15 protein-coding genes are annotated in these 17,347 nt (G+C 63.3%); 12 read left to right on the top strand and 3 right to left on the bottom strand.

Translation table 11 applies throughout. The annotated features are described in order from the left end of the window. Window positions 1-6: 6 nt before the first annotated feature. Complete coding sequence (gene eccD / locus ATN38_RS26340; RefSeq protein ID WP_065352879.1) at window positions 7-1,473, bottom strand: type VII secretion integral membrane protein EccD; 1,467 nt, start codon at window positions 1,471-1,473, stop codon at window positions 7-9. A gap of 235 nt (window positions 1,474-1,708) precedes the next feature. On the opposite strand from eccD, the gene eccCa reads away from it, so the two are divergent. The 10 genes from eccCa (at window position 1,709) to ATN38_RS26290 (ending at window position 12,670) form a co-directional block, all read left to right on the top strand. Beyond that, window positions 1,709-5,713 (top strand): type VII secretion protein EccCa, encoded by a 4,005-nt coding sequence (gene eccCa / locus ATN38_RS26335; protein ID WP_218748971.1) that lies wholly within the window; start codon window positions 1,709-1,711, stop codon window positions 5,711-5,713. Next, window positions 5,710-7,212 (top strand): type VII secretion-associated protein, encoded by a 1,503-nt coding sequence (locus ATN38_RS26330; RefSeq protein ID WP_218748969.1) that lies wholly within the window; start codon window positions 5,710-5,712, stop codon window positions 7,210-7,212. The genes eccCa and ATN38_RS26330 overlap by 4 nt, the downstream gene beginning before the upstream one ends. Window positions 7,213-7,396: 184 nt before the next feature. Continuing rightward, a complete protein-coding gene (locus ATN38_RS26325) occupies window positions 7,397-7,702 on the top strand; it encodes a WXG100 family type VII secretion target (protein ID WP_003940986.1) in 306 nt (101 codons plus the stop codon). A 100-nt stretch (window positions 7,703-7,802) separates the two neighbouring features. Next, window positions 7,803-8,096: a WXG100 family type VII secretion target gene (locus ATN38_RS26320; RefSeq protein WP_003940975.1), complete on the top strand. Its 294-nt coding sequence runs from the start codon at window positions 7,803-7,805 to the stop codon at window positions 8,094-8,096. A gap of 290 nt (window positions 8,097-8,386) precedes the next feature. Further along, window positions 8,387-8,830: a 50S ribosomal protein L13 gene (gene rplM, locus ATN38_RS26315; protein WP_003940842.1), complete on the top strand. Its 444-nt coding sequence runs from the start codon at window positions 8,387-8,389 to the stop codon at window positions 8,828-8,830. Next, window positions 8,827-9,336, top strand: a complete 510-nt coding sequence (rpsI, locus tag ATN38_RS26310; protein ID WP_007728596.1) for a 30S ribosomal protein S9 — start codon at window positions 8,827-8,829, stop codon at window positions 9,334-9,336. Before rplM ends, rpsI begins: the two co-directional genes overlap by 4 nt. Window positions 9,337-9,490: 154 nt before the next feature. Further along, complete coding sequence (gene glmM, locus ATN38_RS26305) at window positions 9,491-10,828, top strand: phosphoglucosamine mutase (protein WP_218748967.1); 1,338 nt, start codon at window positions 9,491-9,493, stop codon at window positions 10,826-10,828. Between the two features lie 110 nt (window positions 10,829-10,938). After that, window positions 10,939-11,244: a hypothetical protein gene (locus ATN38_RS26300; RefSeq protein ID WP_064073932.1), complete on the top strand. Its 306-nt coding sequence runs from the start codon at window positions 10,939-10,941 to the stop codon at window positions 11,242-11,244. Window positions 11,245-11,324: 80 nt separating this feature from the next. Continuing rightward, the gene (locus ATN38_RS26295) at window positions 11,325-12,389 is read left to right on the top strand and encodes a hypothetical protein (RefSeq protein ID WP_308256560.1); all 1,065 of its coding nucleotides are present in this window, start codon (window positions 11,325-11,327) and stop codon (window positions 12,387-12,389) included. Continuing rightward, complete coding sequence (locus tag ATN38_RS26290) at window positions 12,386-12,670, top strand: hypothetical protein (RefSeq protein WP_003940907.1); 285 nt, start codon at window positions 12,386-12,388, stop codon at window positions 12,668-12,670. The genes ATN38_RS26295 and ATN38_RS26290 overlap by 4 nt, the downstream gene beginning before the upstream one ends. On the opposite strand, the gene ATN38_RS26285 is transcribed toward ATN38_RS26290, so the two are convergent. Further along, window positions 12,631-13,470, bottom strand: a complete 840-nt coding sequence (locus tag ATN38_RS26285; protein ID WP_211920495.1) for a dienelactone hydrolase family protein — start codon at window positions 13,468-13,470, stop codon at window positions 12,631-12,633. The genes ATN38_RS26290 and ATN38_RS26285 overlap by 40 nt on opposite strands. Window positions 13,471-13,582: 112 nt before the next feature. Here ATN38_RS26285 and glmS point away from each other — a divergent pair, with 112 nt between their 5' ends. Continuing rightward, the gene (gene glmS, locus ATN38_RS26280; protein WP_003940837.1) at window positions 13,583-15,445 is read left to right on the top strand and encodes a glutamine--fructose-6-phosphate transaminase (isomerizing); all 1,863 of its coding nucleotides are present in this window, start codon (window positions 13,583-13,585) and stop codon (window positions 15,443-15,445) included. A gap of 53 nt (window positions 15,446-15,498) precedes the next feature. Here the strand turns inward: glmS and ATN38_RS26275 are convergent, their stop codons facing one another. Continuing rightward, window positions 15,499-15,870, bottom strand: coding sequence for a plastocyanin/azurin family copper-binding protein (locus ATN38_RS26275; RefSeq protein WP_003940908.1), 372 nt, complete (start codon window positions 15,868-15,870; stop codon window positions 15,499-15,501). Between the two features lie 38 nt (window positions 15,871-15,908). Here ATN38_RS26275 and ATN38_RS26270 point away from each other — a divergent pair, with 38 nt between their 5' ends. After that, a complete protein-coding gene (locus tag ATN38_RS26270) occupies window positions 15,909-17,342 on the top strand; it encodes an NAD(P)H-hydrate dehydratase (RefSeq protein ID WP_073512438.1) in 1,434 nt (477 codons plus the stop codon). Window positions 17,343-17,347 lie beyond the last annotated feature (5 nt).

Raw genomic sequence — 17,347 nt, 5'->3', positions numbered from 1 at the left:
GATCGCTCAGAGGCCACGCATGAGCGCGAAGAGGCCACTGACCCAGCAGATCAGCGGAACGATTGCTGCAATCGCAGCGAGGTCCAACAGCTCGGCAGCGCGTCGCATCACGGGGCTGAATGTGTTCTGGGGGGCAAGGATTCCCAGAACCAGTGCCAGGAGGAGAACGGTCATCGTGATGGCGAAGACGACCAATGCATGGTCGCGATGGGTCCATGCCATGTCGCCCAGGAGAACGAGAATCACCGAGATGCCTGCCGCGATGAGTGGCACAGCCTGCTGTGCGCCCGCGTAGGTGCGCCCGCGAAACATCAGCACGACGGCCGTCGCGAATGCGAGAGCAAGATTCGGCCAGACGATCCCCTGACCAGGCCAGGACCACGCGAGTGCGACGGCAGCGACGAGCGCGACCACTGACGTGGCCACGATCAGCCCGGTCAGATAGCTACGCGCCCGCCCTGCCCTTTCCGCCAACTCGGTCAGCCCGGGTAGTTCGGGTTCGGGCAGTCCGTCGCGGTCGTCGTCGAGGGGATTACTCGGCGTCGGAACAGGAGGAAGCGGTAGTCGCGCGAACAACATCGACAGTCGAGCGGTGAACGTGAGAACGATCAATGCGGCGGCAATCACCGCGCCGCTGACGGTCGCGGTGCGCGCCTCGGGAAGCGTGGTAGTGACGGCAAAGGTGCCCACCGCCGCGAGAAGGACGACGAGAAGTGCTGTGAAGACAGCTAATCCGGCGCCGCACAAGCGGAAGCAGATCAGAGTTACCGCAGCGGCAAATGCAGAACCGAGAAGCAGATGAGCCGAAAGAACAGTGCCGGGCACGCAGAGTGCGCCGGAGACGAACGCCAGTGGCACCGAAGCGCATCCGAGCGTGACGGAACTTCCAGAGTCTCCGTACACCCGCGCTGCCACGACGGCGGCGACGGTGAGCACCAAAGACGTCACTCCGCCGCAGACGGCGCCGATCAGTCCCGTGTCGCCGAGGACCAGGGCGAGGGCCGCGACGAGCGCAGCGACGAGGGCGGCGGTCGAGCCGACAATGCGCGCGGTGACCGGAGTCCAGCGTCGGTAGACGTCCGCATCCGTGGCCGCGACGGTGTACATGATGTCGTCGAAGAGTGGGGGCGGGGCAGCGGTGTCCGAGGCCTCGAGTACGAGCAATTCTCCATCGCGGATTCCGTGCTCGTGCAGCGACAGCGTCGGTGCCAGCGGTGCCCTGCCGACTTTCGACAGAGTCCAGTCGACGGGCTCGAATTGTTCGGTGGTGTGGTCGAACTCGTTGAAATTGCTGTGGTTGACAATTGTGTCCACAATGCCCGGAATGACCACGGTGAGTGGAACACGAAGCGGCACCGCAAGATCCACCTGCGAATGGGCTGAAAGTACCGTCAACCTGCACAGTTCGGCAGAATGACTCGCGCCTCGTCCGTTTCCGGTGTTCGCAGCGCTGGTTGTAGTGGTGCTGGTCAAGATCTGTCCCCTCCCATGACGCGATTCCCCCTTCGCGTCACCCCAGTTCACCCGAACAATACGACATGAACTGCGCGCCTGTATCGGAGACAGCGCCGACAACAGGTGGCACCGACCCGAGTGTCGGTGTTGTGATCTACTCTCTTGCAATTGCGCGAGTACGCCTTGGGGGGCCGGCGGTAGTCGGACGAGGCGTCTGGCGGCAACAGCTGCAGCACCGATGGGGGTGGGTGAATTGAGCACTGTCAGATTTGCGCGTCGAGCACGCCGTGAATCGCCGCGCACACCGGGCGGCGAGGTGACGCTTCAGCCCCCACCGGAGATACCTCGCGTCACGCCGGGAAACCTACTGACCAAACTACTTCCGGTGATCATGGTGGTTGCCATGATCGGCATGGTGGCGCTGATGTTCTCTTCCGGCATGGCGCGCAATCCGATGTCCCTGCTGTTTCCGGTCATGATGATGGTGTCGATGCTCGGAATGCTCGCCGGGGGCGGTCGTAGCGGTGGAGCAAGAGCGTCCGAAGCGAACGAGGACCGCAAGGACTACCTCCGGTACCTGGATCAGATGCGTAGTGATGTTGCTGCGACGACTGGTGCGCAGCGTGCTGCTCTCGAGTGGAGCAATCCCGAGCCGTCGCTGCTCTGGACACTGGCCGGGACTGTGCGGATGTGGGAGCGTCAGATCACCGACTCGGACTACTGCCACGTTCGGGTAGGTCTGGGTACACAGCGATTGGCCACCAGACTCGTGTCTCCGGAGACCGGGCCGGTCGAGGATCTCGAACCCGTCGCTGCTGTCTCACTTCGGCGATTCGTCCGTGCACATTCGGTTGTGCAGGACCTGCCGACCGCCGTCTCGCTTCGCGGATTTGCTGCGATGTCCATCGAGGGGCAGAGAGATTCCGCTCGTGCGCTTGTCCGCTCGATGTTGATGCAGCTGTGCACATTCCACGGTCCGGACACGCTCCAAGTTGCGGTGGTGTGCGGTCCCGATATCGAATCCGAGTGGGAGTGGGTCAAGTGGCTCCCACACGTGCAACACCCGCAGTCTCAGGACGGCACCGGCACTGCACGCATGGTGTTCGGTTCGTATCTCGAATTCGAAAGTTCCCTCGGGGAACCGCTTTCGATGCGTGCTCGATTCGCTCGCAACACTCCAGCCAGTGCGGGCGTTCCGCATCTCGTGCTGGTCGTGGACGGTGGCTTACTCGAAGGTGACACCGGCCTGTTGTCCGAATCCGGGCTCGACTCGGTGACAGTCCTCGACCTGTGCGGGTTCTGCCCGCGGCTGGTGGCGACGCGTGGGTTGCGACTGGTCGTCGGTAGCGATCAGATCGGCGCGGTGAGCAGCGCAGGAGTTGAGAACTTTGCGAGGCCTGACGCTGCGACGACGAGCCTGGCGCAGGCGTTCGGCCGTCGCATCGCACCGTTCCGTGCGGCATCGCAGAATGCCGTCGACGCAGCTGACGACGACCGATCCCTTCGGACGTGGAGCCAGATGTTGGGGATAGGAAACGTTGCGAGGTTCAATCCTGAGCATGGCTGGCTTCCACGTCAGGGGCGCGACCGACTCCGTGTGCCGATCGGTGTCGGACAAGACGGAAACCCCGTCGAACTGGATCTGAAGGAGTCGGCCGAGAACGGTATGGGTCCGCACGGGCTGTGTATCGGAGCCACCGGTTCTGGCAAGTCGGAGTTCCTGCGAACCTTGGTGCTCGGCCTGATCGCGACCCACTCTCCCGACGCACTGAACCTCGTCCTGATCGACTTCAAAGGCGGTGCAACCTTTCTCGGCCTCGAGGAGGCGCCGCACGTTGCTGCGATCATCACCAACCTTGCCGAGGAATTGGCGATGGTCGATCGTATGAAGGACGCGCTCGCCGGCGAAATGAATCGTCGACAAGAACTGTTGCGTGCGGCAGGAAACTTCGCAAACGTGTCCGATTACGAGAAGGCGAGGCTGGCCGGCGCTGCACTAGGTCCCTTGCCGGCACTCTTCGTGGTTGTCGACGAGTTTTCCGAACTGCTCAGTCAGCAGCCGGAATTTGCCGAATTGTTCGTGGCCATCGGGCGATTGGGCAGGTCACTTCACATTCACCTGCTGCTGGCCAGTCAGCGACTCGACGAAGGAAAGCTTCGGGGTCTCGACAGCCATCTTTCGTATCGCGTCGGGTTGAAAACGTTCTCGGCGAACGAGTCTCGTTCCGTCCTCGGCGTTCCCGATGCTTATCACCTTCCGGGCACACCCGGTGCGGGATACCTGAAGTCCGATTCTGCTGAGATCGTTCGCTTCCAAGGTGCGTACGTGTCAGGCCCGTACGAGGGCGAGCGGATCGTGCCCACTCGATTCTCGGTCGATTCCCCCGTCGAACTGGCGCCGCTGCCGTTTACCGCGAAGCCCGTGATCGGACCAGAGGCCGTTGTCGTTCCCGTCGAGCCCGACGTCGTCGACATGGGTGAAATCGGTGACGATGCACGTACTCTCATGGGAGTCCTCGTAGACCGCATGCGCGGTCACGGTCCACGTGCGCATGAAGTGTGGCTCCCGCCGCTCGAGTCATCTCCGACGCTTGACCAGTTGTTGCCGCGGTGGGCGACCGGTGATCAACCTCGCGGAAATCTGAGCGCACCCTTCGGCATAGTCGACAGGCCGTTCGATCAGCGCCGCGATCTACTCGTCGCCGATCTCAACGGATCGACTGGCAACCTCGCGATTGTCGGCGGCCCGCAGTCGGGAAAGTCGACGGCGTTGCGCACGTTGATCTTGTCTCTGAGCATGACGCACACGCCGGAACAGATTCAGTTCTACTGCCTCGACTTCGGCGGTGGAACGCTCCTCGGATTGAAAGATCTGCCGCACGTCGGATCGGTGGCAAACCGCTTGGATTCCGACCGCGTCCGGCGCACAGTTGCCGAGGTACTCGGTGTGGTCGCTAAACGGGAGCGACTGTTTCGTGACCTCGGCATCGAATCGATGGCCGATTTCCGTAGATTGCGAACAGCTGATCCCACCGGGGAAGGTGAGGCTGCGGGACTCCGAGAGGACCCGTACGGTGACGTCTTCCTCGTCGTCGACGGTTGGCCAAGCGTTCGTTCGGATTTCGAATCACTCGAGCCCCAGATCAACATGCTCGCCGGTCAAGGTTTGTCCTTCGGTGTACACGTGATCGTCACGACGTCGAGGTGGGCCGAGATCCGGCCGGCACTCAAGGATCAACTGGGTACTCGCATCGAACTTCGTTTGGGTGATCCGGGAGATTCGGATGCGGGTCGCCGGAAAGCAGGCCTGGTGCCGGAAGGTCGACCGGGTCGTGGCATCACTCGCGACGGACTCCACCTTCTCACCGGACTACCTCGAATCGACGGCCTACCGGGTAGTGAGAACTCGAGTACGGCTGTGGTGGCGACGGTCGAACGTATTGCAGCCATGTCGGATTCGCGTCCGGCACCCGCCGTGCGGATGCTCCCGGATTTCTACTCGCGGGCGGAACTTCTCGAAGCTGTCGGGACCCGGTGGCCCTCAACGAGCGCGGCCGACGGTGGGTGCCTCACGGTGCCGATCGGGCTCGGTGAGACCGACCTCGCCCCGGTGTACATGGACTTCTGGGAACACCCGCACCTGTTGATATTCGGCGACACCGCGTGTGGCAAGACATCTCTCTTGCGCGGAATAGCCGAAGGGATCATCGCGTCGAACACACCGGCCCAGGCCAAGCTGATCATCGGTGACTATCGGCATTCCCTGCTGGGCGTGGTCGAAGGGAATCACCTCGGCGGGTACTCGGCGTCGTCGACGACCTTCGGTGAGTTGATGGTCGACTTGGCTCGGATCGTCGCTGCCAGAATGCCGAACGCCGAAACAACGCAGCAGCAATTGCGGGAACGGTCGTGGTGGAGTGGGCCGGAGATTTACGTACTGATCGACGACTACGACCTTGTGGCCACACCGAGTGGAAATCCGGTGGCGCCGTTGCTCGAATACATTCCGCACTCCAAGGACATCGGTTTGCACCTGGTTATTGCCCGCCGTTCCGGTGGTGCGGCCAGAGCACTGTACGAGCCGGTCATTGCGAGAATTCGCGACATGGCGCCGGCCGGATTGATCATGAGCGGAAGTCGTGACGAGGGAAATCTCGTCGGCACTGTCCGCGCGTCGGCGATGCCGGAAGGCCGTGGGGTCTACGTTTCCCGCTCGCAAACCCAACTTGTCCAAGTTCCGTGGATGCCACCGCTGTGACCGCTCCGTCCGCAGTGTCGGTCTCGTTACATTGGGGTGCAGCGAATATCTGGGTCGTGTCGGGTCAACGCGAATTCTGTTGCAGTGCAGACCTCCGACGCGAACCGGCGTCGGGCCCCGGTGCGGCCGGCGAGAATGCGATCGATTACATCGACGACGATTATGTCCACGTGGATGGTCGGGTTGTCCCGACAGTCTTGGAGGTGGCCAGGCTGATCTCCAGTGCGATGGACGGGTGCGGAATCGTCGACGCAGACATTCTTCATCTCAGTCATCCCTCGGATTGGGGTGCCCCACGCAGGCGGCGATTGCTCGATGCCGCACGTCGAGTGGCGCACGACGTCGTACTCGTTCCGACGTCGATCGCGGCGGCGAGGTCGGCTCATACGGCTTGGCGATCGCGGTGTGTCGTCCTCGAACTGCGAGGCGGAACGGTGGTCGCTTCTGTTGTCGCTGAGGTCGACGGTGGACTCCGAATCGACGGAACCCAAAGTTCGGAGATCGCAGACGTTGCGGGGTTGTTTTCCGCAATCGGGGATCTATCGGTTCGGGACGCTGTGGTGTTGGTCGGGCCGAGCTCTCATGCTGTTGCGGCTTCGCTCGAACGGGGGTCGACGAATGTTCACGGCCACGCGAGCATCCGAATTCTGGACGAGAGCCGGGTGGCTGCGTCTCTGGTGGATCCTCAGACGCTCGTTCGCCAGACAACCGCGCGGGACAGTTCGGGACGAATTGTCGACAATTCGGCTTTTGGCGCCGGGTGGGTAGGCGATACGGATGGCGCGAAGTCGATTCCTTCCTTGGACTCGAATGCCTCTTCGCCGCGTCGCGTCGGCGGGCGGCGCGGAGGCCGTCGATGGTTCGCGGCGGCGCTTGCGGTGGTCGCCGTCGCCGGTGCGGTCACAGCAACGGTTGTGGTGTCCACTCGCGATCGAGGCGATTCTCGGTTGGCGGGGTCGGTCGCAGCCACGGCGGAAGTCGAAGTCGAGATCGTGGAGGCGTCGAAGGATCAGGAAACGCCTGCGCCGAAGACTTCGATCTCGTCGATCGAGTCCGGTGCCACGCCGGAACTCACGCGTGTGGACGTGGGAAGCGTTGCGGCAGAGGTACCTTCCGATTGGAAGCTTCTGTCGCGAGGGACCTCGAGCGGGCGTACCGATTTGGTACCCGGTTCCGGCGCGGATCGCAAGATCGTGGTCATCGAGAAACGTCTTGCGGAAGGTGTGGGATTCGATTCCGTCGAAGCCGTTTTGCGTCAGCAGTTTTCGACGTTCGAGGACCCATTGCGGTTCGCAGAGTTTTCTGTGCTCGACGATGCCGCAGGAAAACAGGCAGTGGTGTACGTCGAGTTTCCGGACGATTTCTCCGAGGTGCGTTGGCACGTGTACGTCGACAACGGACGGCAAGTGAGTATCGGCTGCCAGTATCTGGTCGGTGAGTGGGGCAGTCTCGAAGCGGACTGCCTGCGGATGTGGCAGTCGGTCGAATTCACACCGTGACCGGATCGGTCGGTTCTGAAAATATTCTTCGGTCGGGCCGGAACCGTTGGCACGAAGGTCGCGTCAAAGTATGTGTAGCGCACATCAGGGAGTTCCGCTCGGCCCCGGTGCACATCCGACGGACAAAGCCCGTTGTGTGTGATCGCCGATACCGAACGGTACTCACCGAATCCAGGGGGACGACATGGGCTTTACCGCAACTACCGCTGAATTGATCGATTCGGCGGGGACCATCGACGGACATCTCGGTGACATCAGGGGGCTGGTCAACGCTGTTCGGTCGGAGGCCGACGCTTCGCACAATTCGTGGAACGGTGCGGCGCAGGTCGAATACGCAGGAATCATGGAGCGATACAACAGCGCGGCCCTGAAGTTGGACACAGCTCTGACCGACATCTGCGAGCAGATCAAACAGGCCGCGGGAACCTTCGACTCGACCGAAGACGACAACGTCAGCTCGCTTCGCGGCGCGACGGTGAACATGTCCTGACCGCCAGCTCTTCATCGTCCGATCAAGCAATCCTCAGCCAGTAGTTCTCGCAAGTTAGTTCTCACAATTTCTCTCCAGTCACACCGAACCGGGAGCAGTTATGTCCGACAGGATCAAGTACGACTTCGGCGGCCTCGCAATGCTGTCCGATCAGATGAAACAGCAGGCCAAAGCGATCAACGACAAACAGGGCGACATCAAGGTTGTCGTGGACAAGCTGCAAGCAGGCTGGGAAGGGGCAGGTTCCGAAGCGTGGAACGACGCACAGCGTCGCTGGGCCCAGGCTTCCGAAGAACTGAACATGGTTCTCGCGCAGATCGCCGGAGCGACGGCGAGCGGCTCGGAGAAGATGCAGGAAGCTGATCGGATCGCGGCAAACGGGTTCGGTCGCTGACAACATCCCATGCCGTGATGACACCCCGCCTGCCCCGGTACCGTCAGGTTGCCGGGGCAGGCGCATGTCGATCGCTCGCATCGCTGTGCTGGACGATGATGCTGTTGGCAGGAATGGCTGCGCTTTGACCTGGCAGCGGGTAGACCGGTATCGTCTATCGGTGGCGTGCCGTAGGGCTCCGGCAGAAATGCGTGGAGACCGGCGGTTCTCGGGTCTCAACTGGCCGCCGAGGATCGTTTACGCGATACGCACATGGTCAGCAGTGGAATGAATTAAGACGAGGAAGATCTGTGTCTACGTACACCCCGAAGGCCGGAGATGTGACCCACACGTGGCACGTCATCGACGCCACTGACGTGGTGCTCGGCCGTCTTGCCGTTCAGGCAGCGAACTTGCTGCGTGGCAAGCACAAGCCCACCTACGCGCCGCACATCGACGGTGGTGACTTCGTTGTCATCATCAACGCAGAGAAGGTTGCCATCAGCGGCAACAAGCTGCAGGGCAAGAACGTTTACCACCACTCCGGATTCCCGGGTGGCCTGAAGTCCCGCACTGTCGGTGAGGTCCTCGACAGGACTCCCGATCGTCTCGTCGAGAAGGCCATCGTCGGCATGCTCCCCAAGACGAAGCTCGGCCGCGCAATGAGCAGCAAGCTCAAGGTTTACGCGGGCCCGAATCACCCCCACACCGCGCAGCAGCCGGTGCCGTTCGAGATCAAGCAGGTCGCACAGTGACATCGCCGGAAGAGCAGAACGTGTCCGAAGAGAACATCGAAGCAGTGGAAGAGCTTGTCTCTGACGCAGTCGAGGTCGTCGAAGAGGTTGCTGCAGCTACGCTCGCACCGATCGTCCTCGATCGCCCGGTCCAGACCGTCGGTCGCCGCAAGGAGGCTGTCGTTCGCGTCCGGATGGCTCCCGGTACCGGTCAGTTCAAGCTCAACGGTCGTACGTTGGAGGACTACTTCCCCAACAAGGTTCACCAGCAGCTGATCAAGGCTCCGCTGGTGCTCGTCGAGCGTCCCGAGTCTTTCGACATCATTGCACTGCTGCACGGTGGCGGCCCGTCCGGTCAGGCAGGCGCACTGCGTCTGGCTATCGCGCGCGCACTCATCGAGGTAACCCCTGATGATCGTCCGGCCCTCAAGCGTGCAGGCTTCCTGACGCGTGACGCCCGCGCGGTCGAGCGTAAGAAGTACGGCCTGAAGAAGGCCCGTAAGGCATCGCAGTACTCCAAGCGCTGATGCTTTGCCGAGGTTGACCCGACGGGTCTGCTTCGGCACCTGTTCACCACAAGAGCGGGCGTCCATCGTTACCGGACGCTCGCTCTTGTGTTTCTCGGAGAAATTCCCTTCTCGAGTTCCCTTCTCGAGGTTCACAGGATTCAGGAGTCGTTCTATGGGTCGGTTGTTCGGTACTGACGGTGTTCGTGGACTTGCCAATTCGGATCTGACTGCAGATCTTGCATTGAGATTGGCAGTTGCCGCGGCGAGCGTACTGACAGCCGACACCTCGGACGCACGTCCGACCGCCGTGATCGGCCGCGATCCTCGCGCAAGCGGTGAGATGCTTCAAGCCGCGGTGACCGCAGGATTGAGTTCCGCGGGTGTCGACGTGCTCGACGTGGGTATTCTTCCGACTCCGGCAGTTGCATACTTGACGGCAAAGCTCGACGCCAGTCTCGGTGTCATGATCTCTGCATCGCATAATCCCATGCCGGACAACGGAATCAAGATTTTCGCAGCCGGTGGACACAAGCTCGATGATGCTGTCGAGGTGGCGATCGAGGATGCACTCGACGGCACTGCGCCGCCCGTCCTACCGACAGGTGCCGGGATCGGCCGCGTCCGTACGGTCGACGACGCCGCTCAGCTGTACCTTGCGCATCTGGCGAGCGCGGCGAGCGAGCCACTCGCTGGACTCACCGTTGTGGTCGACTGCGCCAACGGCGCTGCTTCCGCGCTCGCACCGGTTGCCTACGCGGCAGCGGGCGCTCGCGTCATCGCGATCAGCGCCGAGCCCGACGGCCTCAACATCAACGACGGCTGCGGATCGACGCACCTGGAGAATCTTCAGAAAGCCGTGGTCGATCACGGGGCGGACCTAGGCCTCGCGCACGACGGCGACGCCGACCGTTGCCTGGCCGTCGACGAGACCGGAGCGGTGGTCGACGGTGACGCGATCATGGCAGTTCTGGCGATCGCGATGAACGACGCCGGCGAGTTGGTCGAGAACACTCTCGTCGCGACTGTCATGAGCAATCTCGGTTTGCACATCGCGATGCGCGAGGCCGGTATCAACATCGTGACTGCTGCCGTAGGCGACCGCTACGTTTTGGAGGAACTGCGCGCGGGCGGATACAGCCTCGGCGGCGAGCAGTCAGGCCATGTCGTGTTGCCGGCGTTCGGCACCACGGGCGATGGGATTCTCACCGGCCTCCGGCTGCTCGGACGAATGGCTCGCACGGGTAAGTCGGCATCCGCACTGGCCGCAACGATGACAACCCTTCCGCAGGTTCTGATCAACGTGAAGGTCGGGGACAAGGCGACAGTCGCAGCATCGCCGTCGGTACTCGCAGCAGTCGCGGACGCAGAGCGCGTCCTCGGTGACGGTGGTCGCGTGCTCCTGCGCCCGTCCGGGACAGAGCAACTGGTCCGCGTCATGGTCGAGGCCACCGAACTTCCGCTCGCGCAGAAGCTGGCCGACGAGTTGGCCGAGATCGTCGGTTCGGTTTAGCCCCTTATTACGCGTTCGCGTTTTGAGGGAACGTAATTGCGCCCTGCTGCGTCCAAGGAGTCAAAGGCCGCTCGACGTGCGAGTGGTTCCGCTGAAACTTGGGGGCGCTCGTGGATGTCGACCGCGCTGGAACAGATGAATTGGCACGCCAAGCGGTGTCGGTGGCCCAGGCTCTGCGCGATTCTGCGGACCCGATCAGGCGTCTGCGATTCAGCGGTGCCGTTTCGGGCCGTGATTACGCCGAGCATGGAGCCGCGTTGGCATCGGCATTGGCGGTCCTGAATTCTCGCTTGACGGGGCGTGCCGATCTTCTCGATACGTTGGCGCCTCGGCTTTCCTCTTCGGCTGAGGTGATCGCTGAGGTGGACGGTCAGGGTGCGCGGCGATTGCGAGACTCCAGCGGGTCGGTCTCATGAGACCGACGAGCGGTACCGCACAGGCAGTACCAAACAGCTACTATTGCGTCGAAGATATTCTTGCACTGCGTGATTCACGCGTGCGTCCCGACGAAATCCTGGATGCTGGTGCGAGGGGACTACAGTTCTTCGATCGATTTCACGACCTGGCCTCTCGGTTGGGCTTCGAAGAACGGATGCTTTCGTCCTACGAGGATGCGTATCGCGCAGAGGCCGGTATCGATTTCGAGGCACTAATGCGAGATGCGTCGGACATGGCCGCAGCGGTGGACGGTTCGGTCGCCGAGATCGCGATGCTGACGACCCTGGCGGAGAATCTTCCTTCAGTGTGGAATGTTTCCGGCGTGGGTGCGGTCGTAGATCAGGCCTTCGCGGCGCGGCGTGAAGCTCGGTCCGATGCGGATTCGGCGCCACTGTTGATCACGCTGGCCGACGAGTTCGCGCGGACGGTTCGAACGGCTTTGGCAGACAAGGCTTTCAAGGTGGCAAGCCTCGACCGGGCGACAATCGGCGGTCTGGGTGCGGGGGAGATCGACCAGCTGACTCACGTCGCTTCCACCGGTCGTGGTGCGGCGCCATGGCTGGACACGGTTTTTCGTTCGGCGTATCTCGATACTCGCGATGAATTCGACAGGGCGTGTGCGGAGTGCGCGAGCGCGGTTGGTCATGCTTTTGACGCCGCGACCCAGTGGGTGACAGACGCGTTCACGTCAACCTTTCCGATCGCCGAGCCGAGTGCATCAGGTGTCGCCGCCGCTCCTGTCTCTTTCTCGATCGGCGGCAACACTTGGGGCTTCACGATTGCGTCCGACGGTCGTGGGGTGAGTCTGGATGTTGCAGGTGCTGACGGGAACTCTGTGTCGGCCACCCTGGAGTTGAGCGAAAATGGTTGGCCGAGAATAGTGCTCGATGCCGATCCGGAGATGTCGCCGCACGAGGCGCGCCCGCAAGAAGCGTCCCAGCCTGCGACACTCCAGCCCGAAACTCCCGACCCTGAGATTCGCGAGCACGAGGTGCCGGTCGAAACCACCGCCGAAGTCTCGCCCGTGCCGGACCCGGAGCCGCCTGTCACAGTCCCTGACGGGTCGATCGTGGTCCCCGGCGGAGAGACGGGCGCTGAGTTGGCCGGAGCTGGTCCGCTGTGAAGTCCGTTCACGCGCCGTTCGAAGCGATCCGTCGAACCCTCGATTCTCAACTCGACGACTTCCGTGAGCGCAGAGTGGCCGCAGCGAGCGCGGAATCGCACCAGGAGCCGCCGTCCGAAACGACATCCGCCGAGAATGACACGGATGGGCCGGTCAGGTCCGGCCCGTATCTGCGATCCGCGTCAGAGCCGACGCCGACGCCGCCGTGCTCGCCGCCGGAGTCGGTGGCGAGTACGGACTCCTACTTACGCAACAGCTGGCTGGCCCGCGCGTCGGAGTGAGGTTCGACCGGCAGCAACGGCGCCGTGTGCGGAATCTCGACGTCAGGATCAGCAAAATCCTTGTACTTCTTGTCGCCGGTCAGATGGAACAACAGGAAGCCCGTGAGCAGGCACCGTGTGGCGGCCTGTGTCTTGCGCTCGGATCCACCGAGGCCCAGGGCGCCGAGGAGTCGGCGGCCTTCGATCAGTCCGGCGTCTTGGGCGTCGTTCACGGTACGTGCGATGACAGGACCGCCCCACTCCACGCTCAGCGGCCGGGCATTGCTGGTCAAGGAATCGACGTCGTCTTCGCCGGCGAGGATCAATCCGGGCGCTGTGATCTTCGACGCGTAGTTCTCCGCCTTGGGTGCTGTCGGGGCCGGGAACAGTGCGGCTACCGCACCGACATCCCCGCGCTGCGCTGCGGCCAGTACCGCAGCGCCCGCGCCCATGCCGTGACCGGCAAAGGCGACCCGATCGGGTTGGACGCTGATCTGTCCGGGGCCGAGTCGCACGCCGACGCAGATGTCGAGCGTCGCTCGAAGATCTGCAGCCAATCCGAGATGTGACGGGACCGGACCGCGTTCGCTGTCGGGCGCCGCTGCGACAATTCCCCAGGAAGCGAGGTGCTGGAGTGTCTGCTCGTACTTGTGGGACCCGACCATCCACCCGTGCGCGAAGGCAACGGCGGGGAGATTGAAACCGGTTTCCGGCGTGTACACGACACCCGGCTGTCCGGCCAGGGCGAGGTTGCCGCGGAGAACTCGGTGCGGGCCGCGCTTGGACAGCTCACGGTTCAGTGTCTTCAGTTTCGGTGCCACGGTTGAAGACGTTATCCGATGAGCCGCCTCGTGTATGCGGAGCGGACGCCGCAACCAGGTGCGGGAACCGCAAAATGCGCCCACCGCCGATGTCCAAGTACCCTGAGTCACCATGTGCGGAATCGTGGGATACGTCGGCCACCGCCCAGCTCTGGGCGTTGTGGTGGAGGCTTTGCGACGAATGGAGTATCGCGGGTACGACTCGTCGGGAATCGCGATTCTCGACGGAACCGGTGGGGTCGAGATCGAGCGTAAGGCCGGTAAGTTGGCCAACCTCGAGGCGGAGCTCGGCGAGTACGGTGCGGATCACTTCGTCGGTACGTCCGGTATGGGCCATACCCGTTGGGCGACGCATGGGCGTCCGACGGACCGCAATGCGCACCCGCATCGTGATGCCTCGGGCAAGCTGGCTGTCGTTCACAACGGAATCATCGAGAATTTTGCCCCGCTGCGTGCGGAGCTCGAGGCTGCAGGCGTCGAACTGCAGAGCGACACGGATTCCGAGGTCGCGGTTCACCTCGTAGCCCGGGCGTACGCCCAGGGGCCGACGGCTGGTGATTTCATCGAGAGTGCGCTGTCGGTGGTTCGTCGGTTGGAAGGTGCGTTTACGCTCGTCTTCACGCACGCTGATCATGCGGACACGATTGTCGCCGCGCGCCGCTCGACACCGCTCGTAGTCGGTGTCGGTGAGGGCGAGATGTTCCTCGGCTCCGACGTCGCTGCATTCATCGAGCACACACGCGATGCGGTTGAACTCGGACAGGATCAGGCAGTGGTGATCACTGCCGACAGCTACCGGATCTCCGACTTCGCGGGTAACGAGGCAGAGGGGCGCCCGTTCCGCATCGACTGGGATCTCGCGGCCGCCGAAAAAGGTGGTCACGATTACTTCATGCTCAAGGAGATCGAAGAGCAGCCGACCGCTGTCGCCGACACGCTCCTCGGCCACTTCGAGAACGGGAAGATCGTCCTCGACGAGCAGCGGTTGTCCGATCAGGAACTGCGCGACGTCGACAAGGTGTTCGTTGTCGCTTGCGGTAGCGCTTACCACTCCGGTCTGTTGGCGAAGTACGCGATCGAGCATTGGACGCGTCTACCTGTCGAGGTCGAACTCGCCAGCGAATTCCGTTACCGCGACCCGGTTCTCGATCGCTCGACGCTTGTTGTCGCAATCTCGCAGTCGGGGGAAACGGCCGATACGCTCGAGGCTGTCAAGCACGCCAAGGACCAGAAGGCACGCGTCCTGGCGATCTGCAACACCAACGGTGCACAGATCCCGCGTGAAGCCGACGCAGTTCTCTACACGCGGGCAGGACCGGAAATCGCGGTCGCGTCCACCAAGGCGTTCCTGGCGCAGGTGACCGCGAACTACCTCGTCGGTTTGGCTTTGGCGCAGGCTCGCGGAACCAAGTATCCGGACGAGGTCGCCCGCGAGTACGCCGACCTCGAAGCGATGCCCGCATTGGTCAGCAAGGTGCTCGAGACGGCAGAACCGGTGCGCGCGTTGGCGCGCCAGTTCGCGCACGCGTCGACCGTGCTGTTCCTGGGGCGTCACGTCGGCTACCCGGTGGCGCTCGAGGGTGCGCTCAAGCTCAAGGAGCTTGCGTACATGCACGCCGAGGGCTTTGCCGCCGGTGAGCTCAAGCACGGCCCGATCGCCTTGATCGAGGAGGACCTTCCGGTCATCATCGTCATGCCGTCGCCGCAGGGCCGCGCTGTCCTGCACTCGAAGTTGGTGTCCAACATTCAGGAGATCAAGGCGCGCGGGGCGACGACTATCGTCATCGCTGAGGAAGGCGACACCGTCGCCGCGGCGCACGCGGATCACCTGATCGAGATTCCGGCGTCACCGACTCTGCTGCAGCCGTTGCTGTCCACGGTTCCGTTGCAGATCTTTGCGGCCGAGGTTGCCGCGGCGCGTGGCTATGACGTCGACAAGCCGCGTAACCTGGCGAAATCGGTTACGGTCGAGTAGCTTTCGCTAGAAAATCGGGCCCCGCAGTCGCAAGACTGTGGGGCCCGAGCGCGTTACGGCGTCTCGACGACGACGGTTCCGCGCATCTCGGGATGCGGTGTGCAGGTGTAGTCGTAGGTTCCGGGTTCGGTGAACGTGTAGGTGTAGGTTCCCGATTTCTTGAGCGGACTGCGGAGTTTGCCCTTGGCGTCCCCGAGGCCGTTGACGTCGTGGGCCATTCCGTTGTCGTCGAACACCCACGTGACCGTCTCGCCGACATTCACGGTGATGGACGCGGGGGAGTACGCCATCCCGGAGATGGTCACCACGGGTCCGCTGGCCGTCGTTTCCGGAGCCGGTGGTGTGGAGTCGGTGCCGGAACTGCACCCGACCAGACCGAGAGCGAGCACGAGACCCGCGATTGCCGGGCGAAGACGTGATTTCATGGTTTCGAGGGTAGCGACGGCAACTGAAGGGTTCCGACATGCGTGGGTACTACACAGCCGATCAGGTGCGAGCAGCTGAGGCGCCGCTGCTCGACAAGCTGCCCGACGGGGTGCTGATGCGTCGAGCGGCGTACGGTCTTGCGCGAGTAGTCGCGGACGAATTGCGTTCCCGTACAGGGTCGGTCGCGCATCGGTCGGTGACGCTGCTGGTCGGTACGGGCGACAACGGCGGTGATGCCCTGTGGGCCGGTGCGTTGCTCCGCAAACGAGGTGTGAGCGTGCGGGCCGTGTTGCTCGATCCGGCGCGCGCTCATCGGGCGGGCCTCGATGCTCTCTTGAAGGCCGGCGGCCGAGTCGCCGCCGAAGTCGGGTCGCCGGATCTGGTGATCGACGGCATCGTCGGGATTTCCGGGCACGGCGGTCTACGGCCTGACGCGGCCGATCTCGTCGGCCAGGTGGATGCACCGATCGTGGCGGTCGATCTTCCGAGCGGCGTCGACGCGAACACCGGCGCAGTGGACGGCCCGTCGGTGACCGCTGATGTGACGGTCACATTCGGTGCGCTCAAGCCGGTACACGTACTCGCGGCTCCGCTGTGTGGTCGTGTCGAACTCGTGGACATCGGATTGAGCATCAGCGAACCCGAATTCGGTTCGCTCGATCCGGCGGAGGTCGGTGCGCTGTGGCCGGTGCCCGGTCCGGAGGACGACAAGTATTCGCAGGGTGTGGTGGGCATCGTTGCGGGAAGTGAGCAGTATCCCGGCGCGGGCGTGCTCTGTACCGGTGCCGCGGTGACCGCGACCGCCGGCCTGGTCCGCTACGCCGGGCACGGCGCCACCGAGGTGCTCGCCCGGTTCCCGGAGGTGATTGCGAGTGAGACCTTCCAAGCCGCCGGGCGAGTTCAGGCGTGGGTGGTCGGCCCCGGTATGGGTACCGACGACGACGCCGCGCGACTTCTGGCGTCGGTGCTGGCTACTGATGTACCCGTTGTTGTCGATGCGGACGGACTTACCCTCCTCGCTCAGCGTCCCGAACTTGTCGCAGCCCGGACCGCGCCGACACTGTTGACGCCCCACGCCGGCGAGTTCGCTCGATTCACAACTCTTGGCGACGACAGGATCGCGGCCACGCGTGCTCTTGCCGCACGCCTCGGAGTCACGGTCCTGCTGAAGGGCCATACGACGGTGATCTCGGATCCCGGCGGTGAGGTGCTGGTCAACGACGCCGGCGGCTCCTGGGCATCGACGGCAGGTTCGGGTGACATCCTCTCCGGTGTGATCGGTGCGTTGCTGGCGGCGGGTCTGAGCCCTCTCGAAGCCGGGGCCGTCGGGGCGCGGGCTCACGCGTTGGCTGCGAACATCGCCGCTGCCGGCGGTCAGAGCGATGTCGCCGGAGCACCGATTTCGGCTTCACCCCTGCTGGGAGGTCTGCGGGAATCAGTGCGTGTGCTTCGCTCTTTTGCCCTCGATTGAGGGTG

Source organism: Rhodococcus sp. FH8 (genome assembly GCF_019266085.1).
In the GTDB taxonomy this organism is placed as follows: domain Bacteria; phylum Actinomycetota; class Actinomycetes; order Mycobacteriales; family Mycobacteriaceae; genus Rhodococcus_F; species Rhodococcus_F qingshengii.
The sequence above is the reverse complement of the archived record's forward strand: the minus strand, read 5'-3'. Positions and strand labels throughout refer to the sequence as shown.

Bases quoted from the DNA above. Each gene is read 5' to 3' on its own strand.
- ATN38_RS26325 (WP_003940986.1), top strand. From the start codon at position 7,397: ATGGGCTTTACCGCAACTACCGCTGAATTGATCGATTCGGCGGGGACC.
- ATN38_RS26320 (WP_003940975.1), top strand. From the start codon at position 7,803: ATGTCCGACAGGATCAAGTACGACTTCGGCGGCCTCGCAATGCTGTCC.
- glmM (WP_218748967.1), top strand. From the start codon at position 9,491: ATGGGTCGGTTGTTCGGTACTGACGGTGTTCGTGGACTTGCCAATTCG.
- glmS (WP_003940837.1), top strand. From the start codon at position 13,583: ATGTGCGGAATCGTGGGATACGTCGGCCACCGCCCAGCTCTGGGCGTT.
- ATN38_RS26275 (WP_003940908.1), bottom strand. From the start codon at position 15,870: ATGAAATCACGTCTTCGCCCGGCAATCGCGGGTCTCGTGCTCGCTCTC.
- ATN38_RS26270 (WP_073512438.1), top strand. From the start codon at position 15,909: ATGCGTGGGTACTACACAGCCGATCAGGTGCGAGCAGCTGAGGCGCCG.